Here is a 22,427-nt window from a genome sequence, read left to right as displayed (position 1 = left end):
CTACACGGGCACCGTCCGGCGCAAGGGTGCGGGGATTGCGTCGGCTGCCCGGAGGGGCCCGCACCTCGGGTGCGGGCCCCAGCTCGGGCAGCGAAGTGCGCCTGCGATCAGAGGCCGAACTCCTGCGGGGAGAGGCCGAGCGCCGCGCACGCCTCGCGCAGGACCTGCTCCTCGGCCGGGGCGATGTACCCGTCCGCGCCCGCGACGACGAAGCCGGTCTGGACGACCGCCTTGGCCTCCATCGGCTTCTTCGCCGCCTTGGCGATCTCCTGCATGGCCTCGGTCTTGCCCTGCTGGAAGTTGAACGTCAACTGGTCGACGTGCTTGTTGAACCGCTGCTGCAGCTGCTCGGGCGGGAAGTTCTTCAGGACGTCGTTCTGCAGGATCAGCGACTCCACGTGCTGCCGCTCGGCCGGGTCGACGGAGCCGTCCGCCGCGGCGACCAGGGCGCACATGGCCATGCTGGCGTCACGGTAGGCGCCGCTCTTGAGCTCCGTCTTGAGGGAGGCGAGCTGGGACTTGAGCACGCCCACGAGCTGCGCCTTCGACCCCCCTCCGGACCCTGACCCTGTCCCCGATCCCGATCCCGGCCGTCCCTGACCGCCGGAGCTCCGCGCCCCCTGCGACTGCTGCAGACCCTTGGCCTGGTCCTTGATCCGGTCCCACATCGCCATCCGTGCCACCTCGGCTACCTGTTAGCTCGTCCGCGCGCATTCCACGCGTCCTCCTGCCAACGCCTCCCCGCCCCTCGAAGTTCCGTCACGTGCGGTGCCGAGAAGCAACTCGGACGCAGACCGCCCGTATGACGCGTTCACCGCCCGTACGACGCGTTCGCCGACCGTGTGTGTTGCGACGAGTGCGACGTTGCGCTCCTGGAGAGAATCAGGGACACGTTCGATCCCGTCTGCCCGTAGGAGCCCCCATGTCCATTCGCCGGGCCATGCCCGACATCCGAACCGAGGCCATGGAGGAGAGCCTGGACTTCTACGGCCTTCTGGGGTTCGAGGAGGTCATGAACCTCGGCTGGGTGATGACCCTCGGTTCTCCTTCCAACCCCACGGCCCAGGTCACCTTCATGAGCCACGACAAGACCGCGCCCGTCGTACCCGACATGAGTGTCGAAGTGGACGACGTGGACGCGGTCTACGCAGCGGTGCGCGGGAGCGGCGCGGAGATCGTGCATCCCCTGCGGGACGAGGAATGGGGAGTGCGCCGGTTCTTCGTGCGGGACCCGAACGGGCGGGTCGTCAATGTGGTGAGCCATCAATGACGTGGTGAGCCATCGCATCGGCGATGCCGACGCCCCGCGTGCGTCGAGTCACGTGGAATCGAGGCCTCCGCGCTTGACCAACTGGCGAGCGATCACGTTGCGCTGGATCTCGTTGGTGCCCTCGCCGACGATCATCAGGGGGGCGTCGCGGAAGTAGCGCTCCACGTCGAACTCGGTGGAGTAGCCGTAACCACCGTGAATACGTACGGCGTTGAGAGCGATCTGCATGGCCGTCTCGGAGGCGAAGAGCTTGGCCATGCCGGCCTCCATGTCCACACGGCGGCCCGCGTCCGCCTCCCGGGCCGCGTACAGGGTGAGTTGGCGCGCGGCAGTCAGCGAAGTGGCCATGTCGGCCAGGTAGTTGCCGATCGACTGGTGCTTCCAGATCGGCTCGCCGAAGGTCTCGCGCTCCTGGGCGTAGGCGAGGGAGTCCTCGAAAGCGGCCCTGCCGACCCCGAGTGCGCGCGCCGCGACCTGGAGCCGCCCGGTCTCAAGGCCCTTCATCATCTGCGCGAAGCCCTTGCCCTCGACCCCGCCCAGTACGGCGTCGGACGGCGCCCGGTAGTCGTCGAACGACAGCTCGCAGCTCTCCACGCCCTTGTAGCCGAGCTTGGGCAGGTCGCGCGAGACCGTCAGGCCGGGGCCGTGTTCGACGAGCAGGATCGAGACGCCGTGGTGGGCGGGGCGAGCAGCCGGGTCGGTCTTGCACATCAGGGCGATGAGCCCGGATCTGCGGGAGTTGGTGATCCAGGTCTTCGTCCCGTTGACGACGTATCCGGCCGTGTCCGAGTCGGGGTGCGTGCCCGAGTCGCTGTGCGTGACCGCGTCCTTGCGGGCGGAGGTGCGCATGGCCTGGAGGTCCGAGCCGCCGCCCGGCTCGGTGAGCGCCATGGTCGCCCGGACCTCGCCGGTGGCCATCTTCGGCAGGTAGCGGCGCTTCTGTTCCTCCGTACCGAAGTGGAGCAGCAGCTTCGCGACCACGGTGTGGCCGCCCATCGCACCGGCCAGGCTCATCCAGCCGCGGGCGAGTTCCTCGGTGACGAGGACGTAGCAGGGCGTGGAGACCGGTGTGCCGCCGAACTCCTCGGGGATGGCGAGGCCGAAGACGCCGAGGCGCTTCATCTGCTCGATCAGGGCTTCGGGGTAGGTGTCGGAGTGCTCCAACTCCTGGACGACCGGCTTCACTTCCTTGTCGACGAAGTCCCGCACCGTGGCGACGACGGACTGCTCGTCCTCGGACAGGATGTCGAGAGTGCTCATGCCGTGACGCTCCTCGTCGCGTACCAGTGGCCAGGCATGACAAAGGCAAGGAGTGTTCGAACTCCTTGCCACTCTCAACTTATAGCGCAAGGGGGGCCTTGCGGCAAGGCCCCGGTCCTGCCGCAGAATCATCGGCCTGAGCCAGAACCAGAACCAGAACGGTCTGAGCCAGAACAGCCTGCGCCAGAACCCAGCGGAATGAGAACAATGATTGACGTGATCGTGGTCGGCGGCGGACCGACCGGTTTGATGCTGGCGAGCGAGCTTCGGCTGCACGGTGTGCGCACCGTCGTCCTGGAGAAGGCGGAGAAGCCCACCGCGCAGTCCCGCGGGCAGGGCCTGCACGCGCGCAGCGTCGAGGTGATGGACCAGCGCGGTCTGCTGGGCCGGTTCCTTGCGGTCAATGAGAAGTTCCAGGCAGGAGGCCTGTTCGGCGGCGTCGTGAAGCCGTGGCCGGACACGCTGGACACGGCTCACCCGTACGGGGTCGCCACCCCGCAGCCGGTCACCGAGCGGCTGCTCAACGAGCGCGCGGTCGAACTCGGCACCGACATCCGGCGCGGCTGTGAAGTGGTCGGGCTGAGTCAGACCGACGACGAGGACGGGAACGGGTACGGGAGCGGGGGCGGTGACGGGGCCGGAGTGACCGTCGAGCTGGCGGACGGCACGCACCTGCGCGCGCGCTACGTCGTCGGGTGCGACGGCGGCCGCAGTGCCGTGCGCAAGCTGCTCGGCGTCGGTTTCCCCGGCGAGCCTGCCAAGGTCGAGACGCTCCTCGGCGAGATGGAGGTGACCGCGGACCCGGAGACGGTCGCCGCCGCCGTCAAGGAAGTACACAAGACCCAGCTGCGGTTCGGCATCGCCCCGCCCAACGAGGACGGTGTGTGCCGCGTGGTCGTGCCCGCCGAGGGTGTCGTCGAGGACCGTGCCACCGAGCCGACCCTGGACGACTTCAAGCAGCAGCTACGGGCCTACGCGGGCACCGACTTCGGCGTGCACTCGCCGCGCTGGCTCTCCCGGTTCGGCGACGCAACCCGGCAGGCCGAGCGCTACCGCGTCGGCCGGGTGTTCCTCGCGGGCGACGCGGCGCACATCCATCCGCCGACCGGCGGGCAGGGGCTCAACCTCGGCGTGCAGGACGCGTTCAACCTCGGATGGAAGCTGGCCGCGGCGGTTCACGGCTGGGCGCCGGACGGCCTCCTCGACACCTACCACGCCGAACGGCACCCGGTGGGCGCCCGCGTCATCGACAACACCCGCGCGCAGATCACGCTGCTCGGGGCCGATCCGGGTGCGACCGCGCTGCGGGCGCTGTTCTCCAAGCTGATGGACTTCGAGGAGGTGAACCGGTACGTGACCGGGATGATCACCGCGGTCGACGTCCGCTACGACTTCGGAGAGGGACACGAACTGCTCGGCCTGCGGCTGCGGGACGTGGAGCTGAAGCAGGGGCGTCTCTATGGGCTGATGCACGAGGGCCGCGGACTGCTGCTCGACCAGACCGGGCGGCTCTCGGTCGCCGGGTGGGCCGACCGGGTCGACCACGTCGTGGATGTCAGCGAGGAGTTGGAGGAACTGGACGTGCCCGCGGTGCTGCTGCGGCCCGACGGTCACGTGGCGTGGGTCGGCGATGACCAGCAGGATCTGCTCGACCAACTGCCGAGGTGGTTCGGCGCACCGAGCTAGGACGCCCGTCCGCCCGGGCCTCAGCCGACCTGCGTATGGAACTGCACCAGGCGCTGCTGGACGAGTTTCACCGTGCCGCGCTGACGGCCCGGCACGCGGCGTCGCAACGCGACCAGGGCCGGGCCGAGTTCGCGGACCGTGTCCGGGTCGCGGACCTGCTCCCACTGGTGGTGGGCCAGATCCGCGGCGGCCTCGACATCGGGGGCGTCGGGTGCTTGGCCTGCCGTGAGCCTGGTGGAGACCACGGCGAGCCAGATCTCGCAGCTGCGTCCCGGGTCCTTGGCGAAGATCGCCAGATGTCCGCGGACTTCCATCCAGTGCACCACCTCGGGCGAGGAAGGCCCGTACGTACGCAGCGCCTCCTGCTCCCAGGCCGCCGCCATGGCCGCGGCCTCGCCGTGCCGCCCCGCCTCCACGGCCTTGGTGATCGCCGCATGCGGGTCCGCACCCGCGGTCCGCGGCGCCATGGAGGGCGGCATGCCCTGCTGTTGGGCGGGCACCGGCGCACGGTTGTCGGGCATGCCCCCAAGTCCGCCTGCGGTGAAGGCGACGGCAGGGTCGGCGGACAGCAGTACGACGCCGGTCGCCCCCTCCTCCACCGTCTGGGCGGCTACGTGTTGGTGCAGGTCCGCCAGCGGCGGCCGGTGCCCGCTGCGCAAGACCGTCGCCAGCGCCTTCATGTACGAGGGCGCCGCCACGGCACGCCGACCGGGCGGCGGCGCGATCCGCCCGTACAGCGCCACTCCCGGCCCCACGTCCAGGGCGCGCTGCGCCAGCTGCTGCCAACTGTCCGCGTCGGCGTGCAGATCGGCGATGACGGTCGTACTGCCGGGCGGGCGCAGCCGCAGCTCCTGGGCGATCCAGTGCCAGGGGAAACCGGTGTAGCGCACCGTCGCCGCCGTGGTCCGCGCCAGGGCCACATGTTGCAGTCGCTGACGGCGATCGAGGTGCAGTTGCCCGACCAGGTACACCGTCAAAGGCCCCGGCGCCATCGCGGCCGCACGCAGCCGCGTGAGCACGGTCTGCGGATCGAGCGGGTCCGCGAGCTCCACGACGCTCGCGGTCGCCGTCCCGGCGAGTACCGCCGGCGACACCGCCGCGAGCACGGGCAGCACGGAAGCCGCGTCCACCATACGGGCCTTGCCGACCGGCGCGGCCGCGATCAGCAGCGCGGTCCCGGGCACCGTCCCCTCCCCATCAGTCACCAGAGCACCGTATCCGCTGCTCACCCCTGGGGCGGCCGGTGGTCACCATTTCACCTCGCCCGCCGCCCGCGACCGCGGCATGTGGCGCTCGCGCGGCACGCTCTAGGCTGCGGTCACGAGATCATCTACGGGGAGCAGGTCCGTGCGAATAGAACGCCACCACATCGACGAAGCCGCCGTCCTGGCGGTGCGTGAGGACTTCACCAACCGCATCGGCCGCGAGGTCCGCACGATGTCGAAGGCCGGCCCGGTCACCGGGTACGAGTGGGGCATGCTGGCCGAGGAGTTCCTCGACTACCTCGGCGCGCTTTCCGTCGAGACACCGGACCTGCACACCCCGGAGGCCAAGGCCGTCCTGGGCGATGCCGCCGAGGCCGCGGCGGGCAAGGTCGCGTACGCCGCGTACTTCCCGGTGGCTTCCTTCCAGGTCTCCCTGAACTACGTGAACTTCGGGATGGCGTACGACGCCGGGTCCGAGGGAGCTCCCGAGACCGTCTCGGCGCACGACTGGATCGACGCCTTCTGCCTTGCCGTCCTCGCCGAACGGGCCGAATGGCACGGCGAGGCCTTCCACTTCGCCCGCGAGGCGCCCCTGCAAGGCGCGGCGGGGCGCCCGGCCGCCGAGCTCGTCCAGGGTCTGATGGCGTACGTCGCCGGGGACACCGGGGACGACGACGCGAGATATCCGCCGTCGAGGGAGGAGAAGCTGGCCGCCATCGACGCCGCGCTCGCCCGGATCCAGGACCTGGACCGTGAACTCGACGCGGGATTGCCGGACAAGCCCGAGAGCACGGCGCTGCGCGGCCTGCGCGCCCTGGCCGCGGGTGACCAAGAGGCGTTCGCCGCGGCGCTGATCACCCTGCTGACCGATCACAGCCGCGTGGCCGCGCGCAGCAACAGTACGGAGGCCCTGCTCCCGCTGCTCCCCCTGACGCTGGCCGCGCTCGCCCACCGCCGTGAGGGGTGGCAGGTGCCGGTGGAGACGGATTACCTTCCGCGGGCGCTGGTCACGGGGTTCGAGAAAGCGGGGCCACGCGTAGGGGCGTACGGCCGCGACCGGCGCCCCGACGCGGTGGCTCAACTCGCCGCCGGGCCCGTCGAGTTCGAGCGCCCCGAGAATCCCCTGCCGGTCACCGACGAGTACGTGGCTCAGCTGGAGATGGACACAAAGGAGATCCTCGACCCGAACCGCAAGGAACCGGTCTCCGCCGCGGACTGGTCGGATGCGATGAACGACCAGGAGCTGCTGTTCCGGTTCCGCTCCACGCTGACGCCCGATGTCACCGACGAGCAGTTCGAGAACCTCACCCTGGCTTCGCGGCAGGGGGCCGAGGCCTTCCGTTCCGCCCGTGGCGACGACCCGCGTGACCGGCATTACACGGGCGCCTGGCGCTGGCTCACCGCCGTCAGCTTCGCTCTGATCACGGGTACGCGCGAAGACCTCGCTCCGCTGGTCCTCGTCGATCCGGCGCTGCTCTCCGACGGCTCCGCCTACGCGTCGTACTACCAGGCTCTGCACGACTACTTGCGCGGCGTGGACCCCGAGCCCGCCACTGACCGTGCCGTCGCGGATCTGGAGAAGTGCGCACGCGGGGGCTTCGCGCCGCCTCCGTCCATCCTCTTGTCCCAGCTCGTCGAGGGCGACGAGGAGAGCTTCAACCTCGCGCTCCTCGACGCGCTCGAGACGCACCGCGATCACTACCGCGTGGCGGACCGGGCAGAGGACCCCGATGCCGCGGTCAACCTCAACATCCTGGCCCTGGCCTGCCATGCGCGCCGACGGGGCTGGACGATCCGCGTCTCGTCCCCCTACCTCCCCGCACGGCTTCTCCGGGCCGCGGAGCCCCTGTAGGACGACGGCCGATGAGTTTCGGCGTGCAGGGCAGTCAGTACCCCCGTAACCGCGATGATGAAGCGGCGACCGGCTAAACATCACCAGGAGATATTGAGATGCGTACGTTGATCAGCACTGCCTTCGTCTCCCTCGACGGAGTCGTGGAGGCCCCGGGCGGCGAGCCCGGCTACCGGAACTCCGGCTGGACCTTCAAGGACGTGGAGTTCCTCCCCGAGGCCTATGAGATCAAGGGCCGGGAGCAGGAGGAAGCCACCGCGATGCTGTTCGGCCGGGTCAGCTACGAGGCGTTCAGCCCTGTCTGGCCGGGCATGGAAGAGTTCGCCGAGTACAAGAACATGCCGAAGTACGTCGTCTCCAGCACCCTCACCGAGGACAAGCTGGTCTCCGGCTGGGGCGAGCAGACGATCCTGCGCTCCCTGGACGAGGTCGCCGAACTGAAGAAGACCGAGGGGGGCCCGATCATCATGCACGGCAGCGCCACCCTGAACCGCAACCTCTCCGACGCCGGTCTGATCGACCGCTACCACCTGCTCGTCTTCCCGCTGCTGCTGGGCGCGGGCAAGCGCCTGTTCAGCGACACGGACAAGGATGCCCAGAAGCTGAAGCTCGTGGAGCACGAGGCCTACGCCAACGGCATCCAGAAGAACGTCTTCGACGTCGTCCGCTGAACTTACTCGGACTCGATCTTGGACTCGATCTTGGACTCGATCTTGGACTCGATTCGCCCCAGCGGCTCGGACGCGGCCGCCAGCGCGTCGCGCTCGGTCTGCCAGGCGGAGTCCCCGGGGTGGAGTTCGCCTCGGAGGTAGGCGCAGGTGAGGCGCTGGACCGCGGACACGCGCTCGGGGTCCTCGTCCGTGGTCTCGGCGACGTCGTATCCGGAGATGCCGCCGAGGCCGTGCTCCGCGCCGAAGAGGGTGAGCAGGGACTTGGGGCCCGGGGAGAGGACGTACGGGTCGGCGTGCCAGTCCGCGCCCGCGACCGTCATGTGGGCGGATTCGTCCTTGTCGCCCGCGACCACGAGCGTCGGCGTCGTCATCTCGGAGAAGTCCGTGGTCAAGAAGGCGGGGAAGCTCTTGGCCACGTTCTCGGTGAGGGCGTCACCGCCCCTGCCGGGCGCGGCGAGCAGGATGCCTGCCTTGATGCGGGGGTCGGCCAGGTTCACTTCCTTCCCGTCGTCCGGATCGGTGAGCCGCGCGCCTAGCAGCAGGCTCGCGGTGTGCCCGCCCATCGAGTGTCCGGCCACGGCGATCTTGCTCCGGTCCATGCGCCCGCGGAGCTGCGGGACCGCGGACTCGATCTCGTCGAGCCGGTCGAGTACGCGCTTCATGTCCTCGGCCCGCGACCGCCAGTACAGGGGCGCCCCGGGGGCCTTGGGGTCCAGGCTCAGCGTCCGCGAGCTCAGATGGGTCGGCTGGATCACGACGAAGCCGTGCGCCGCCCAGAAGTTGGCGAGGGGGGCATAGCCGTTCAGTGAGGAGAGATGGTTCGAGAAGCCCTGACCGTGCGAGAGGAGGATGACCGGCAGATCGCTGCCGGTCACGGGCGCGGAGACCCGCAGCTCCAGGTCCACGGCCCGGTCGGGAGCCGACAGGACGACGGGGCTGACCGAGAGGACGGGACTGGGCGAGCTGAAGATGTCGGCTGTGGAAGTCGATGCACTCATGGTGCGCATTTCCCTTCGATGGCCTTTGCCGCCGGTCTCGCGCGACCGGCAGTCAGGGAGGCGGTCAGAAGCGTCCCGGCTTCAGATACCCTGAAAGCGGAACGTTGTTCCGATTACGATACGGAACGCTGTTCCGCTTTGTCAACGACCACTGGAAGGGGGCGCATGCCCGCCGCAAGCCACTCCGGAGAGGTGCCGGCCCGCAGCAAACGGGCCGACGCGCAGCGCAACGAACAGACGCTTCTCACCGCCGCCGCCGCGGTGTTCGTCACCTCCGGCGTCGACGCGCCGATCCGCGAGATCGCGGCCAGTGCCGGCGTCGGGGTCGGAACGATCTACCGCCACTTCCCCACCCGGGCGGATCTCGTCGTCGCCGTCTACCGCCATCAGGTCGAGGCGTGCGCCGAGGCCGGCCCGACCCTGCTCGCGGGCGCGGACTCCCCGCTGGCGGCACTGCGCCAGTGGATCGATCTCTTCGTCGATTTCCTGGTCACGAAGCACGGGCTCGCGGGCGCCATGCAGTCGGACAGCAGCGGCTTCGAGGCGCTGCACACGTACTTCCTCGACCGCCTGGTGCCCGTCTGCGAGCAGTTGCTCGACGCGGCGGCCGACGCCGACGAGATCGAGCCCGGTACGCGCGCCTACGAACTCATGCGCGGCATCGGCAACCTCTGCATCGGACACGACACCGATCCCAGCCGCTACGACGCCCGGCGCCTGATCGAGCTCCTCCTCCGGGGTCTGCAACGCCCGCAGCCACGTTCCTGAGCCGACCCGCCCCTGGCGGTCAGACGGCCCGGCCGTGTTCGGCCACCGCGATACGCGCCAGCTTCGTCAGCATCATGCCGTTGCGGATCGCGACCACGTAGTCCACGGGGAGGCCGTGCATCCGGGTGCCGGGGCCCCGAAGCGGGTGCCAGTCGAGGATGACGAGGGTGTGTTCGCCCCAGGGGATCAGGTTGATGGCGATGCGGGCCGCGCCGAAGGGGCCCGCCTTCGCCTCCAGTTGCAGACGGCTCTCCGGCTCGCTGATGCGGACGACGCAGGAGTCGTCGAGGACCAGAGGGCCGACGCCGACCCGGACCTTCAGGCAGGCACCCACCGCGGGCCAGTGCGGGTCCGCCGCGAGGACCTCCTGGGTTCCCGTCACCCACTCCCCGTACCGGTGGCCGTCGGACAGCAGGCTCCAGACCTCGGCCGGCGAGGCCAGGATCAGACGGCGGTTCCGCGACACACTGACCACACTCCTCCTGAGGGGTATGGCACGATTTTTGCACTTTGTCACCTGAGGCACCTTCCGAGGCAGCCCCTGCCGGGCGGCACACGCTGTGCGAGGGTGGCTCAGAGGGTGATCTCGTACCTCGGACACCGCGCCTCGAACACCTCGAACGCAAGGAGCCGCATGCCCACGGCAGCCACCGCAGCGAGCCTGGCCCTGGACCTCACCTCAGGGCTGAAGACGCGTGACCTCGAGGAGGTCTACCAGGACCTGCACCGCCACCCCGAGCTCTCCTTCCAGGAGCACCGCACGGCCGGGATCCTCGCCGAACGGCTGCGCGGCGCCGGGTACGCGGTGACCACCAAAGTCGGCGGCACCGGCGTCGTGGGCGTCCTGGAGAACGGCGACGGGCCCGTGGTGTGGCTGCGCGGCGACATGGACGCGCTGCCGGTCACGGAGACCACGGGCCTCGCGTACGCCTCCACCGTCGACGGTGTGATGCACGCCTGCGGTCACGACATGCACGTCACCTGGCTGACGTTCGCCGCCGAGGCCCTCGCCGCCGGCCGTGAGACCTGGTCGGGCACCCTCGTCGTGATCGGGCAGCCCGCGGAGGAAGGGGGCGACGGAGCGCGAGCGATGGTCTCCGACGGGCTGCACGAACGGTTCCCCCGCCCCGACGCCGTCTTCGGCCAGCATGTCGCCCCCGGCCCCGTCGGCCTCGTCTCCCACACCCCGGGGCTGATCATGTCGGCCGCCGACGACCTGCACATCGTGGTGCCGGGGGTCGGCGGCCACGGTTCACGGCCCGAGGCCACCGTCGACCCGGTGGTGACGGCCGCGTACATCGTCACGCGGCTGCAGACCGTCGTCTCCCGTGAGGTGTCCGCGTCGGATGCGGTGGTCCTGACGACGGGGCAGTTCAACGCCGGGCAGCGGCCCAACATCATCCCCGCCGAGGCCCGGCTCGGGCTGAACCTCCGTACTCAGGACGCGACGGTGCGCGAGCGGGTCCTTTCCGCCGTCCGCCGCATCGTCGAAGGCGAGTGCCAGGCCGCCGGATGCCCCGAGCCGCCCGAGGTGAACACCGGCGCGAGCTTCCCGGCCACGGTCAACGACGCGGCGCTCGACGCGGAGATCGCCGACCTGCATCGCGAACTCTTCGGCGCGCAGAGCGTGCTCGACTTCGGGCCCGCGATGGGCAGCGAGGACTTCTCCCTCCTGGTGCCCACCGGGGTGCCCTACGACTTCTGGTTCGTGCCCTCCACGCCCAAGGCCGCGTGGCAGGCCGCCCCCGGGCAGAAACTCGGCGAGAAGATCACCGGGGTGCCGGGCAACCACAGCCCTCTGTTCGCCCCGGACCTCACGGTCCTGCTGCCGGGCGTACGGACCCTGGTGGGCGCCGCGCTGCACCGGCTCGGCCGCTGAGGTTCAGCGGGGCCCTCGCGAGTGGCCGAGCAGGCGGTCGATGTCCGCGTCGTCGTAGCCGAGTTCGGCGAGTACGTCCCTGCTGTGCAGACCGAGGGTGGGCGGGGCGGTGCGTACGGCGGGCCGCTCGCCGCGGAAGCTGACGGGGAAGGCGACCTGCTGGAGCGGGCCCACATCGGGGTGGTCGACCTTCTGGACCATGCCGAGCGCCTCGGTCTGCGGGCAGTCGTAGACCTCGTCGAGGGTGCGGATGGGGGCGACGGGGACGCCGCGCGGCTTGAGCAGCGCGCACCAGTGGGCCACCGTCTCGTCGACGAGTACCGCCTCCAGCTTGGCGTTGAGGGCTCTGCGGTGGGTGACGCGGGCGCGGTTGGTGGCGAAGCGCGGGTCGTCGGCCCACTCCGGGTGGCCGAGCGACTCGCTCAGGCGGCGGAAGAGTCCGTCGCTGCCGACGGCGATCACGAAGTGCCCGTCGGATGCCGGGTAGGCCTGGTACGGGACGAGGCTGGGGTGGCCGGATCCGAGGCGGGTGGGCCGCTCGCCCGTGGCGAAGTAGCCGGTGGCCCAGTTGATGTGCAGGGCGAGCTGCGACTCGTACAGGGAGGTCGTGACGTACTGGCCGCGTCCTGTGCGCTCGCGCTCGACGAGGGCCGATGTGACGCCTATGAGGCCGAAGAGGGCGGCCCCCAGGTCGCCCATCGCGTACCCGGCCTTGACGGGCGGCCCTTCCGGCTCGCCCGTGAGCGACATCAGGCCTGCGCTCGCCTGGGCGACCATGTCGTATCCGGGCTCGTCGCGCAGCGGTCCCGTGTCGCCGAACGCCGAGATGTGGAGCAGGACCAGGCGGGGGTAGCGCTCGCTGAGGGTGCGGTAGTCGAAGACGTCGGCCAGGGAACTGCCGGGACGGAAGTTCTCCACCATCACGTCCGCGTCGGCGAGCATCCGGTGGACGGCCTCCTGCCCCTCGGGGGACTTGAGGTCCAGGGTCACCGAGCGCTTGTTGCGATTCGCCGCCAAGTAGTAGGTGGCGTCAGGGCCGTTGAAGGGCGGGCCCCAGGCGCGGGTCGGGTCGCCGCCCTGGGGGTGCTCGACCTTGATGACGTCCGCGCCCAGGTCGGCGAGGGACATGGTGACGTAGGGACCGGCGAGGATCTTCGAGAGGTCGACGACCTTCATGCCGAGCAAGGGGGAAGCGGGGCGGGGCTCATCGGGCATGTGCGGCGGTCTCCTTGTGCGTGGCGCGTGGGACCTGCCCACCGTAATCTCCACCGGTAATTCGCCTGATCGTCTTCCTCTGTCCGCACCGCTGTGGGAGAACGCTCGGGTGTGCGATGACGAACTGATGCCGCCCAGGGCGGACTTGACCGAGAAGCAGTGGCTGCGGGCCGACGAATCGCTCGCCCAGGACCTCGCCGCCACGTGGGGGCCGCAGGCCCTCACGCTGCACCGGCGGACGCTGCTCGGCGGTGCCGCCGCCGGGGCCGCGCTCGCCGTGCTGCCGTTCGGCGCCCCGCAGGCCACGGCGGCGCAGGGCGCCGCCAAGTTCCCCTTCCCCGAAGCGCCGAACCGGCAGGGGGAGTTCGCCGTCCTGGTGACCGGCGACGCGGGCACCGGCGGCGAGGAGCAGCTGGCCGTGACCGAGGCCGCCCGGCGGGTGTGCCGTGACGAGGGGATCTCGCTGGCCGTCGGCCTGGGCGACAACATCTACGAGAACGGGCCCGAGTCCGACCACGACTCCGAGTTCCGGGAGAAGTTCGAGACGCCCAACACCGGCATCGACGTCCCCTGGCTCATGGTCCTCGGCAACCACGACTGCTCGGGCCTGATCCCGGGCAGCGGAGGTGACCCCTCGCGCGGCGACCGTGAGGTCTCCTACGCGGCCGCGTCACCGCGCTGGTACATGCCGAGCCGCTACTACAACGTCGCCCTGCCGTCGTCCGACGCCCCGGGAGACGGCGACCCGGTGGTGGAGTTCTTCGCCCTCGACACCAACCCCGTCGCCTCCACGGTGGCCCAGACCTCGCGCCACTACCGGTGGGACGGCCCCTACATGCGCGCCCAGCGGCAGTGGCTGGACTCCGCGCTCGCCGCGTCCCGGGCCCGCTGGAAGGTGGTGCTCGGCCACCACCCCTACCTGAACAACGGGAAGCACGGCAGCGCCGGTTCGTACGACGGGTTCGTCATCGGCCACTACACGAGCGGCATCCACCTCAAGGAGCTGTACGAAGAGGTGGTGTGCGGCAGGGCCGACCTGATCCTGTCCGGGCACGACCACACCCTCCAGATCCTGGAGCCCACGACCCGCACGGCAGGCACCCGCCAGATCGTCTGCGGGGCAGCCGCCAAGTCCGGTGACGGCAGGGCCCACTTCGACCACCCCGCCGCCTGGCAGAACTTCTCCGACGTGGGGTTCATGGTCCTGAAGGTCTCCGAGCGTGCCATGACGGTCGACACCTACACGGTCGACGTCGCCACCCGGACCGCGCGCCTGGCCCACACCACGACGACGTCCACCGCGGTCGCGGGACGCGCCAGCGTGGGCTAGGCGGCACGCGCCCTCACAGCAGCCGGGCGCCCCGTCTCGCGAGGTACCGGACCGGGTTGATGTCGGAGCCGTAGCCGCGCCGGGCCCTGATCTCCAGGTGGAGGTGGGGCCCGGTGGCCCGGCCCGTGGCCCCGCTGCTGCCGAGCCGGTCGCCGGTGCCGATGCGGGACCCCTGGCGCACGGAGATGCGGGAGAGATGCCCGTACACGGCGTAGTGCCCGTCCCGCAGCCGCACCGTCACCGCCTTGCCGTACGCGCCCGACCAGCGGGCCAGGACCACCGTGCCGCCGCCGACGGCGTGCACCGGGGTCCCCGTGGGGACCGCCAGGTCGATGCCGGTGTGGTGTCCGGCGAGCCAGTTGCCGCGTATCCCGTAGCGGGCGGAGACGCGGAAGCGCCGGCGGATCGGCAAGGCGAACTTGCGCCGTGGTTTGTCCTGGGCGAGCGCCCGGTTCTCCGGGACCGCCTCGTCCGCCTCGGCGAGGGCTTCCTCGAACTCCTCGTCGTAGCCGATGCCGCAGTCGCCGTCGGTCTCGGCGGCGGCGTGCGGCGCGGGTCCCGCCACCGTGAAGGCGCCGCCGGCCAGGAGGACCGCGGCGACGCCGAGTACGTCGCGTCGTGTGCTGCCCGCTTCACGCGGGCTGTCTATGTCGTAGCCCATGAAGGCCAGCACACTGGCGACGGGAGCGACCCGCACCCCGAATGCTCCGCTTGGCGTAACACCTTCCGTGGCCGCCCCGCGGTCAGATCCGCGGTCAGTCGAGGGTCGGCCGGTAGACGGTGAGCGCCTCGGGGAGCTTGTCGAGGAGCAGCGCGGCGGGCGCCGGGGCGAGTTCGCCGTCGTACGCCATCTGGGTGCCCTCGGGCAGGCCGGAGATGAGCAGGCGCTGGGCCTTGGCGGACGCGTACAGGCGGGTCTTGGTCAGCTGGCCGGCCACCGCCGCGGCCAGCAGCCGGGTGCGGGCGAAGCGGCCGCCGCTCGCGATGCGGACGTCGAGCAGCCCGTCGGCCAGGTCGTGCCTGCGCACGGGGGCGATGCCGGTGCTGCGGTAGGCGCCGTTGCCCGCGAAGAGCAGCCACATCGAGCGGGGCTTGCCGTTCACCACCGCGCGCAGCGGCCGCCCCGTGTGCACGATCTGGGCGACGCCGAGCAGCGCGGCGGGCGGACCGCCGACCTTCGGGGACCATTCCTCCCTGATGCGTACGAGCTCGGGGTAGGCGCCGAGGCTGAACGTGTTCAGGAAGTACACCGGCTCGGCGTGCGTCCTGCCGCCGGGACCGACCCCGGCCAGGGGCTTGATCCGGCCGACGTCGGCCCGTACGGCACTGCCCTCGGCGAGGGCGGCGCAGGCGTCCGCGACCGTGTCGACGCCCAGGTCCGCGGCGAAGTGGTTGAACGTTCCGCCGGGCAGCACCATCAGCGGCACGTCGAAGCGCAGGGCCGCTGTCACGGCGGCGTTCACCGTGCCGTCGCCCCCGCACACGCCGAAGACACCGCCGCGCCGGGCCGCGTCCCTGGCCGCTTCCTCGAGGACCTTGGGCAGCGGCCCCGCTTCCTCCTCGTAGAGGACCACCTCCGCCCGGGGCAGGGCCGTCTTCAACTGCCGGACCGGGTCCATGAGTTGGGGCTGGGCCCCGGAGGAGGGGTTGACCACCACGACAAGGCCGTCGCCGTCCGGCAGCGCGGGCGCGTCCGTCCGGGGCCGCGCGGGCGGCGGCATCTGCGCCCTGGAGGGCACCATGCCGCGCACCGCGTAGGCGGCGCCCACGCCGAGGGCCGCGCCGACCAGGACGTCGCTGGGGTAGTGCACGCCGGTGTAGACGCGGGAGAAGGCCACCGACGCCGCGACCGGGGCCACGGCCGCGCCCATCCCCCGCGACTCCAGGGCCACGCCCGTGGCGAACGCCGCCGCCGACGCCGAGTGCCCGGAGGGGAAGGAGCTGGTGATCGGCTGCTCCGAGAGGTGCCGGATCACCGGCACGGCGTCGAGAAGCGGCCGGGAGCGGCGCACCGCACTCTTGCCCAGGGTGTTGACCGTGGCCGACGCGAGGGCCAGCGAGGCGACGCCGCGCACCGCCGCACGCCTGCCGCGCGCACCGCCGAACGCCCACATCCCCGCGGCGATGCCGAACCACAGCAGCCCGTGGTCGGCGCTCCGGCTCAGCCGCGGCAGGACAGGCTGCGCCGCCGGCCAGGAGCGGGAGGCCACGCGGTGGAACGCCAGGCGGTCGGTGGCACCGAGCAGTCTGCGGATGTGCGAGGTCGGTAGATCACTCATGCACCCCCTATACCCCCGCACGCTCTTCGCACCGCGCACATCTTGCGCCGGGACTGTGACGTTCACTTCAATCAGTCATATGGCAGCCCCCCGTCCGACCTCACCGCAGCGGCCCTCCGAGCTGCCGCCGACCGCGTGGGCCGTGCTCGGCCTGCTCTCCTTCCCCGGGGAGCGGACGGGGTACGAACTGAAGAAGTGGGCGGACGCCTCGCTGCGCCACTTCTACTGGTCCCCCGCCATCAGCCAGATCTACGCCGAGCTGCGGCGCCTCGAAGCGCTCGGGTACGCGACGTCGCGGCGCTCGGGACCCGAGGAGCCCCGTGCGAAGCGGTCGTACGCCATCACGGCCGAGGGCCGTGCGGCGCTGATCGGATGGGCTGGGGGCGCCGGGGACGCGGGTCCCGCCGTCCTGAAGCACCCGCTGCTCCTGCGGGTCTGGCTCGGGCACCTCGCGTCGCCGGATCATCTGCGGGCCCTGGTGAACGAGCACATCGCGCACACGCGGGGCGAGCTGAAGGAGGTGCACGACGCGCTCGCCCGGGCGGAGGGGGAGGCGGCCTGGACACATCCGCTGATCGCGCTGCGCTGGAGCGGGCGGCGGCTAGAGGCGGAGATCGAGCTCGCGGAGGCGATGCTCGCCGATCTCACGGAAATGGCGACGCCGACGCCCACCGAGCGCGCGGAAACCGGCGCCTCCGCTCCCTCCGGTCAACCCCCCGAGGACTCGCCCACCCACGGGTGACGTGGCTCGCGGCGCGGGGGCCGCGGCCGGTAGGACGGGCGGGGTCAGCCGACCCCGCCGTACGGAGCAGTGCACCTGTGACCACCCGCGCCGTCCTTGTCGCCGCCGTCATCACCGGGCTCCTGCTCGGGATCGTGGGAAGCAGAGGGGACGACTCCGATTCGGCCGGGCACCCCCGTACGGGCGGTTCCTTCGCGGAAGCGGGCCGTTAGGCTGCGACCTTGCCGCGTGGCACCCACTGTCCTCGCCGCGCGGCCATCGAGCCGCCGTCGACGGAAGCGAGTGAACCTTGAACTTCCTCACCATCGGTCACCGCGGGGTCATGGGTGTCGAACCCGAGAACACCCTTCGGTCCTTCATCGCCGCGCAAGCCGCGGGCCTCGATCTCATCGAGCTCGATCTGCATCTGAGCAAGGACGGCGCCCTCGTCGTCATGCACGACGCCGACGTGGCCCGTACGACCGACGGCAAGGGACCGATCGCCGAGAAGACCCTGGCCGAGCTGCGGGAGCTCGACGCGGGGCGCGGTGAGCGCATCCCCGTCTTCGAAGAGGTCCTGGACGCGGTGAAGGCGCCGCTGCAGGCCGAGATCAAGGATGTGGCCGCCGCCCGCGCCCTCTCCGAGGTGATGCACCGGCGCGATCTGGTGGGCCGCGTCGAGGTGATCTCCTTCCACGACGAGGCGATCGCCGAGATCGCGCGGCTCGTCCCCGGCGTACGCACCGCGCTCGTCGCGAGCCGCTACGGCACCGACGTCGTGGAGCGCGCCACGGCGGTCGGTGCCACCACCCTCGTCCTGAACATCAGGCGTCTGACGCTGGAGATCGTCGAGCGGGCCAAGAAGGCCGACCTGCGGATCATCGGCTGGGTCGTGAACACGCAGGACGATCTGCGGCTCGTGCGCGCGCTGCAGCTGGACGGGGCGACCACGGACTATCCGGAGATCAAGCGGACGGGCCGCTTCACGGCCTGACCGTGCCCCGCTCAGACCAGCGGCTTGACCAGCAGCTCGAACTGAAGGTCGTCCCGCTGCGGAATGCCGAACCGCTCGTCGCCGTACGGGAAGGGAGTCATCTTTCCCGTACGGCGGTAGCCGCGCCGCTCGTACCAGGCGACGAGGTCGTCGCGTACGGAGATCACGGTCATGTGCATCTCCCGCACGCCCCACACCTCGTGGACGATCCGCTCGGCCTCCGCCATGATCACCTTGCCGAGGCCCGCGCCCTGGAGCGCCGGGCTCACCGCGAACATCCCGAAGTAGGCGTGCTCCCCGCGGTGTTCCAGCTGGCAGCAGGCGACGATCTCGCCGTCGCGCTCGACCGTGAGCAGCTTGCTCGCAGGGGCCTTGATGACCGCGACGACGCCCTGCGGGTCGGTCCGCTGACCCTCCAGGATGTCCGCCTCCGTGGTCCAGCCCGCCCGGCTCGAGTCGCCGCGGTACGCCGACTGGATCAGCGAGACGAGTACGTCGACGTCCGCGTCGGTGGCGTCACGGAAGGTGAGGTCGCTCGTGCTGGGGTGCGGGGCCGTGTCCATGGGGCGGGTTCTCCGATATCTCTCTGGCCCGCCGCTGTCGGGCGCGGCGTGGGCGAGGCACCGCCGAGCGTATCCCCCCGGCCGATCCCCCCACTAAGGTGCGGCCGCATGGTGCATGTACTGAGCAGCAGGATCCTCCTCCGGCCCACCGACCCCGAGCGCTCACGGGCGTTCTACGGCGACGCGCTGGGCCTCGCCGTCTACCGCGAGTTCGGCACGGGCCCGGACCGCGGCACGGTCTACTTCCTGGGCGGCGGCCACCTCGAGGTCTCGGGCCGCTCGGAGCGTCCGCCCTCCCCCGGCCTCCAGCTCTGGCTCCAGGTGGCGGACGTGCGGGCGGCGCACGCGGAGCTGCTTGAGCGGGGCGTCGAGGTGGTGCGGGAGCCGGTGAAGGAGCCCTGGGGTCTTGTCGAGATGTGGATCGCGGACCCCGACGGCGTAAAGATCGTCATCGTCGAAGTACCGGAGGAACATCCCATCAGGTACCGGCCCGGGATCTGACGAAAGACCTTGCCCCTACCACCTGCCATCCCCCTGACCTCTTGTCATCTCTAGACCGGTCGGTCTAGAGTCCTGTGTGTGACCAAGACACGCGGTGACACCCGCGCCCGCATCCTGCGTACCGCAGCCGATCTGTTCCAGCGGCAGGGCTACGGCGCGACGGGACTCAATCAAGTGCTCGCCGAGAGTGGCGCCCCCAAGGGGTCGCTGTACTTCCACTTTCCGCGAGGCAAGGAGCAGCTGGCCGCCGAGGCCGTGGCGCTCGCCGGGGGCGAGATGGGGGCGCGCATAGCCTCCGTCGTGGGCTCTTCGGGCGGGGCGGAGGAAGCCGTTCTCGGGATCGGTGAACTGCTCGCGCGAGGGCTGCGCGAGTCCGGCTTCCGGGACGGCTGCCCCGTCGCCACCGTCGCGCTGGAGCAAGCCGGGGGCGAGGGACCCATCAGCGACGTCTGTCAGGTCACCTACGGCTCTTGGCTGTCGGGGCTCGCGGAGGCGTTCCGGGGGTGGGGCGCCGCCGATGAGGAGGCCGATGAGCTTGCCGAGCTCGTGATGTCGTCGTTGCAGGGGGCCCTCCTCCTCGCGCAGGTGCGGCGTGACACCGCGGTCGTCTCGTCGGTGGCCCGGCGCGTCGGCTCGGTCGTCGCGCGGAGCCTGGAGAGTGCTGCGCACCCTGACAAGGGAACGGGGAGGAACGCGTGAAGGTTCACCACCTCAACTGCGGGTCCATGATGAAGATCGAGCCCACCTACGACGGGCCGCCGCCGCTGCACGCCGTGTGCCACTGCCTGTTGGTGGAGACCGACGCGGACGGGCTCGTGCTCGTCGAGAGCGGGCTCGGGCGGGGCGATGTGCGCAGGCCGCTCGAATCCCTCGATCCGGAGTGGACCGAACTCGCCGCCCCTGAACTGGATTTCGCCGAGACCGCTCTCTCGCAGGTCGAACGGCTGGGGTACGCGGCATCCGACGTACGGCACATCGCGCTCACCCACCTGGACGTCGATCACAGCGGTGGCCTCCCCGACTTCCCCGAGGCACGCGTCCACCTCATGGCCGCCGAACTCACCGCGGCCCTCGCGGAGGCCCCCAGCCGTCGCTACCGGCCCGCGCACTGGGCCCACGGCCCGCGCTGGGAGACGTACGAGGAGAACGCCGGCGAGGAGTGGGCCGGATTCTCCGGGGTCCGCCAACTGGCGGGGCTCGGCGATGAGTTCCTGATCGTGCCGCTCGGCGGGCACAGCGCGGGGCACGCCGCCGTGGCGGTACGCGATCGCGGGCGGTGGCTCGTGCATGCCGGGGACGCGTACTTCTACCACCGCGAGATCGCGCGGGAAGCCCCGCACTCGCATCCCCTGATGGACATCATCCAGCTGGACGCCCAGGTGGACGCCGAGCTGCGGGTCGCCAATCAGGGGCGGCTACGGGAGGTCGCCACCCGGACGGACGAGTTCACCGTCCTCAACGCGCACGATCCGTGGGACTATCTCCGGCTCGCCGGGGCAGGCGGCTGATCCGACGGTTCGGGTGCAATCGTCCGGCGGTTCGGGGGTACTCGGGTTCCTCGCCCGGCGCACCCGACGTGCGCCGGGCAGCCCCTCGTCGGAGGATTGACCGGACCCCTCGCCCAACCCTGGAGCGATCTCGTATGCAACGTCCCCGGATTCTGATCATCGGCGGTGGCTTCGCCGGTATGGAGTGCGCGCACAAGCTGGAGCGGACGCTCAAGGCACAGGACGCCGAACTACGGCTCATCAGCCCACAGGACCATCAGCTGTATCTGCCCCTGCTTCCCCATGTCGCGTCGGGCGTGCTGACCCCGCAGTCGGTCGCGGTGCCACTGCGCCGCATGCTGCGCCGTACGGCGATCGTGCCGGGCGGGGCCATCGGCGTGGACCCGAACGCGAAGGCCGTGATCGTACGGAAGATCAACGGCGAGGAGGTCGTGGAGCGCTACGACTATCTCGTCCTGACGCCGGGCAGCGTGACCCGGCAGTTCGACATCCCCGGAGTCGACCGGCACGCCGTCGGCGTGAAGACGCTGGCCGAGGCCGCCTGGATCCGCGACCACGTGATCTCGCAGCTCGACCTGGCGGCGGCCAGCTCCGACCGGGCCGAGCGTGAGTCCCGGCTGCAGTTCGTGGTCGTCGGCGGCGGTTACGCGGGGACGGAGACGGCGGCGTATCTGCACCGTCTGACGAGTGCCGCCGTCAAACGGTACCCGGGGCTCGACCCCTCGCAGATCAAGTGGCATCTGGTCGACGTGGCACCGAAGTTGATGCCCGAACTCGGCGACCGGCTCGGGGAGAAGGCCCTCGACATCGTGCGGCGTCGCGGCCTCGAGGTGTCGCTCGGCGTGACGGTGGACAAGGTGACCGAGGACACCGTCACTCTCACCGACGGGCGCGTGCTGCCCTGCCGGACGCTGATCTGGACGGCCGGTGTCGCGCCGAGCCCGCTCATCGCCACGCTGGGCGCCGACACCAACAAGGGCCGCCTGGTCGTCGACCCCGAGCTGACGGTTCCCGGCATGGACGGCGTGTTCGCGCTCGGCGACGCGGCGGCCGTCCCCGACCTCGCCAAGGGCGGCGGCGCGATCTGCCCGCCGACCGCGCAGCACGCGATGCGCCAGGGGTGGGCCGCCGCGAAGAACGTCACCGCGGCACTGCGGGGCGCGCCGCTGACCGCCTACCGGCACAAGGACATGGGCCTGGTCGTGGACCTCGGCGGCATCCAGGCCGTATCGAAGCCGCTGGGCGTGCAGTTGAGCGGCCTGCCCGCTCAGATCGTCGCGCGCGGCTACCACTTGGGGGCGCTGCGCACCGTCACCGCGCGCTTCCGTACGGCCGCGAACTGGGGCCTCAACGCGCTCGCCGGCGACGACTACGTACGCACCGGGTTCCAGTCCCAACGGCCCGCCACGCTGGCGGACTTCGAGAAGACGGACGTCTATCTCTCGCCGGAGGAGATCCACGCACGGATGTCGTCGGAGGTGGCGGCGCGTTCGATGGCCCCGGAGAAGCCGCTGTTCCCTTAGCCCGTCGGAGAGTTCGATCGGAGGCCGGTGCTCGCAGTCAGCGAGCACCGGCCTTCGCGCGTGAGCGGCACCGGCTCGCGCGCGCACGCCGGGGCACATCGCTGCCTCTCTGGTCGTGCGGGCGGCGGGCGACTACCAGTGGTGGGGTAGGCGCCGCCGCAACGTGCCGAGGCCTTGCTCTGGGCTCCGGAATGCCGCGGCCCT

The 22,427-nt window shown here is 70.9% G+C and carries 23 protein-coding genes; 14 read left to right on the top strand and 9 right to left on the bottom strand.

Annotated features, from left to right (window positions below; translation table 11 throughout):
- Window positions 1-107 precede the first annotated feature (107 nt).
- A complete protein-coding gene (locus ACWGI2_RS22085; RefSeq protein ID WP_453399786.1) occupies window positions 108-674 on the bottom strand; it encodes a tellurite resistance TerB family protein in 567 nt (188 codons plus the stop codon).
- Window positions 675-922: 248 nt separating this feature from the next.
- Here ACWGI2_RS22085 and ACWGI2_RS22080 point away from each other — a divergent pair, with 248 nt between their 5' ends.
- Window positions 923-1,270, top strand: coding sequence for a VOC family protein (locus ACWGI2_RS22080; protein WP_453399787.1), 348 nt, complete (start codon window positions 923-925; stop codon window positions 1,268-1,270).
- A 48-nt stretch (window positions 1,271-1,318) separates the two neighbouring features.
- Here ACWGI2_RS22080 and ACWGI2_RS22075 read toward each other — a convergent pair whose 3' ends face one another.
- Window positions 1,319-2,530, bottom strand: a complete 1,212-nt coding sequence (locus ACWGI2_RS22075) for an acyl-CoA dehydrogenase family protein (protein WP_453697079.1) — start codon at window positions 2,528-2,530, stop codon at window positions 1,319-1,321.
- Window positions 2,531-2,737: 207 nt separating this feature from the next.
- Here ACWGI2_RS22075 and rox point away from each other — a divergent pair, with 207 nt between their 5' ends.
- A complete protein-coding gene (rox, locus tag ACWGI2_RS22070) occupies window positions 2,738-4,216 on the top strand; it encodes a rifampin monooxygenase (protein ID WP_453697078.1) in 1,479 nt (492 codons plus the stop codon).
- A gap of 20 nt (window positions 4,217-4,236) precedes the next feature.
- Here the strand turns inward: rox and ACWGI2_RS22065 are convergent, their stop codons facing one another.
- Window positions 4,237-5,400, bottom strand: coding sequence for a hypothetical protein (locus ACWGI2_RS22065; RefSeq protein WP_453697696.1), 1,164 nt, complete (start codon window positions 5,398-5,400; stop codon window positions 4,237-4,239).
- A 163-nt stretch (window positions 5,401-5,563) separates the two neighbouring features.
- On the opposite strand from ACWGI2_RS22065, the gene ACWGI2_RS22060 reads away from it, so the two are divergent.
- Both ACWGI2_RS22060 and ACWGI2_RS22055 read left to right on the top strand, forming a co-directional pair.
- The gene (locus tag ACWGI2_RS22060; RefSeq protein ID WP_453697076.1) at window positions 5,564-7,273 is read left to right on the top strand and encodes an Imm49 family immunity protein; all 1,710 of its coding nucleotides are present in this window, start codon (window positions 5,564-5,566) and stop codon (window positions 7,271-7,273) included.
- Window positions 7,274-7,371: 98 nt separating this feature from the next.
- Window positions 7,372-7,944: a dihydrofolate reductase family protein gene (locus ACWGI2_RS22055; protein ID WP_453399791.1), complete on the top strand. Its 573-nt coding sequence runs from the start codon at window positions 7,372-7,374 to the stop codon at window positions 7,942-7,944.
- A gap of 2 nt (window positions 7,945-7,946) precedes the next feature.
- Here the strand turns inward: ACWGI2_RS22055 and ACWGI2_RS22050 are convergent, their stop codons facing one another.
- On the bottom strand, window positions 7,947-8,942 hold the full coding sequence (locus ACWGI2_RS22050) for an alpha/beta hydrolase family protein (protein ID WP_453697074.1): 996 nt from the start codon (window positions 8,940-8,942) through the stop codon (window positions 7,947-7,949).
- A 165-nt stretch (window positions 8,943-9,107) separates the two neighbouring features.
- Here ACWGI2_RS22050 and ACWGI2_RS22045 point away from each other — a divergent pair, with 165 nt between their 5' ends.
- Entirely contained in the window at window positions 9,108-9,710 is a 603-nt protein-coding gene (locus tag ACWGI2_RS22045; protein WP_453697072.1) for a TetR/AcrR family transcriptional regulator, read from the top strand.
- 19 nt (window positions 9,711-9,729) lie between these two features.
- Here ACWGI2_RS22045 and ACWGI2_RS22040 read toward each other — a convergent pair whose 3' ends face one another.
- Window positions 9,730-10,176, bottom strand: coding sequence for an SRPBCC family protein (locus ACWGI2_RS22040; protein WP_453399794.1), 447 nt, complete (start codon window positions 10,174-10,176; stop codon window positions 9,730-9,732).
- Between the two features lie 168 nt (window positions 10,177-10,344).
- Here ACWGI2_RS22040 and ACWGI2_RS22035 point away from each other — a divergent pair, with 168 nt between their 5' ends.
- Window positions 10,345-11,589: an amidohydrolase gene (locus ACWGI2_RS22035; RefSeq protein WP_453399795.1), complete on the top strand. Its 1,245-nt coding sequence runs from the start codon at window positions 10,345-10,347 to the stop codon at window positions 11,587-11,589.
- A gap of 3 nt (window positions 11,590-11,592) precedes the next feature.
- On the opposite strand, the gene ACWGI2_RS22030 is transcribed toward ACWGI2_RS22035, so the two are convergent.
- Window positions 11,593-12,804, bottom strand: a complete 1,212-nt coding sequence (locus ACWGI2_RS22030; protein ID WP_453697071.1) for a CaiB/BaiF CoA transferase family protein — start codon at window positions 12,802-12,804, stop codon at window positions 11,593-11,595.
- A gap of 109 nt (window positions 12,805-12,913) precedes the next feature.
- Here ACWGI2_RS22030 and ACWGI2_RS22025 point away from each other — a divergent pair, with 109 nt between their 5' ends.
- Complete coding sequence (locus ACWGI2_RS22025) at window positions 12,914-14,134, top strand: metallophosphoesterase (protein WP_453697069.1); 1,221 nt, start codon at window positions 12,914-12,916, stop codon at window positions 14,132-14,134.
- Window positions 14,135-14,147: 13 nt separating this feature from the next.
- Here the strand turns inward: ACWGI2_RS22025 and ACWGI2_RS22020 are convergent, their stop codons facing one another.
- Together ACWGI2_RS22020 and ACWGI2_RS22015 are read right to left on the bottom strand one after the other, a co-directional pair.
- Complete coding sequence (locus ACWGI2_RS22020; RefSeq protein ID WP_453399798.1) at window positions 14,148-14,831, bottom strand: M23 family metallopeptidase; 684 nt, start codon at window positions 14,829-14,831, stop codon at window positions 14,148-14,150.
- A gap of 58 nt (window positions 14,832-14,889) precedes the next feature.
- A complete protein-coding gene (locus ACWGI2_RS22015) occupies window positions 14,890-16,413 on the bottom strand; it encodes a phosphatase PAP2 family protein (RefSeq protein ID WP_453399799.1) in 1,524 nt (507 codons plus the stop codon).
- 79 nt (window positions 16,414-16,492) lie between these two features.
- Here ACWGI2_RS22015 and ACWGI2_RS22010 point away from each other — a divergent pair, with 79 nt between their 5' ends.
- The 3 genes from ACWGI2_RS22010 to ACWGI2_RS22000 all read left to right on the top strand — a co-directional run bounded on the left by ACWGI2_RS22010 (window position 16,493) and on the right by ACWGI2_RS22000 (window position 18,128).
- Window positions 16,493-17,155, top strand: a complete 663-nt coding sequence (locus ACWGI2_RS22010; protein ID WP_453697068.1) for a PadR family transcriptional regulator — start codon at window positions 16,493-16,495, stop codon at window positions 17,153-17,155.
- Window positions 17,156-17,232: 77 nt separating this feature from the next.
- Window positions 17,233-17,367, top strand: a complete 135-nt coding sequence (locus ACWGI2_RS22005; protein WP_453399801.1) for a hypothetical protein — start codon at window positions 17,233-17,235, stop codon at window positions 17,365-17,367.
- A 77-nt stretch (window positions 17,368-17,444) separates the two neighbouring features.
- The gene (locus tag ACWGI2_RS22000) at window positions 17,445-18,128 is read left to right on the top strand and encodes a glycerophosphodiester phosphodiesterase (RefSeq protein WP_160503462.1); all 684 of its coding nucleotides are present in this window, start codon (window positions 17,445-17,447) and stop codon (window positions 18,126-18,128) included.
- Window positions 18,129-18,139: 11 nt separating this feature from the next.
- On the opposite strand, the gene ACWGI2_RS21995 is transcribed toward ACWGI2_RS22000, so the two are convergent.
- Entirely contained in the window at window positions 18,140-18,691 is a 552-nt protein-coding gene (locus tag ACWGI2_RS21995; RefSeq protein WP_453697066.1) for a GNAT family N-acetyltransferase, read from the bottom strand.
- A 108-nt stretch (window positions 18,692-18,799) separates the two neighbouring features.
- On the opposite strand from ACWGI2_RS21995, the gene ACWGI2_RS21990 reads away from it, so the two are divergent.
- The 4 genes from ACWGI2_RS21990 to ACWGI2_RS21975 all read left to right on the top strand — a co-directional run bounded on the left by ACWGI2_RS21990 (window position 18,800) and on the right by ACWGI2_RS21975 (window position 22,223).
- Complete coding sequence (locus tag ACWGI2_RS21990) at window positions 18,800-19,192, top strand: VOC family protein (protein WP_453697064.1); 393 nt, start codon at window positions 18,800-18,802, stop codon at window positions 19,190-19,192.
- 78 nt (window positions 19,193-19,270) lie between these two features.
- The gene (locus tag ACWGI2_RS21985; RefSeq protein ID WP_453697062.1) at window positions 19,271-19,891 is read left to right on the top strand and encodes an LmrA/YxaF family transcription factor; all 621 of its coding nucleotides are present in this window, start codon (window positions 19,271-19,273) and stop codon (window positions 19,889-19,891) included.
- Window positions 19,888-20,700 carry an MBL fold metallo-hydrolase gene (locus ACWGI2_RS21980; RefSeq protein WP_453399805.1) on the top strand — a complete coding sequence of 271 codons (813 nt, stop codon included), beginning with the start codon at window positions 19,888-19,890 and terminating at the stop codon, window positions 20,698-20,700. The genes ACWGI2_RS21985 and ACWGI2_RS21980 overlap by 4 nt, the downstream gene beginning before the upstream one ends.
- Window positions 20,701-20,834: 134 nt before the next feature.
- Window positions 20,835-22,223 carry an NAD(P)/FAD-dependent oxidoreductase gene (locus ACWGI2_RS21975; RefSeq protein WP_453697060.1) on the top strand — a complete coding sequence of 463 codons (1,389 nt, stop codon included), beginning with the start codon at window positions 20,835-20,837 and terminating at the stop codon, window positions 22,221-22,223.
- Window positions 22,224-22,427: the final 204 nt, after the last annotated feature.

The sequence above is a fragment of the Streptomyces sp. NPDC054866 genome, assembly GCF_053610745.1.
Note: the sequence above shows the minus strand (reverse complement) of the source record. Positions and strands in the feature narration are given on the sequence as shown.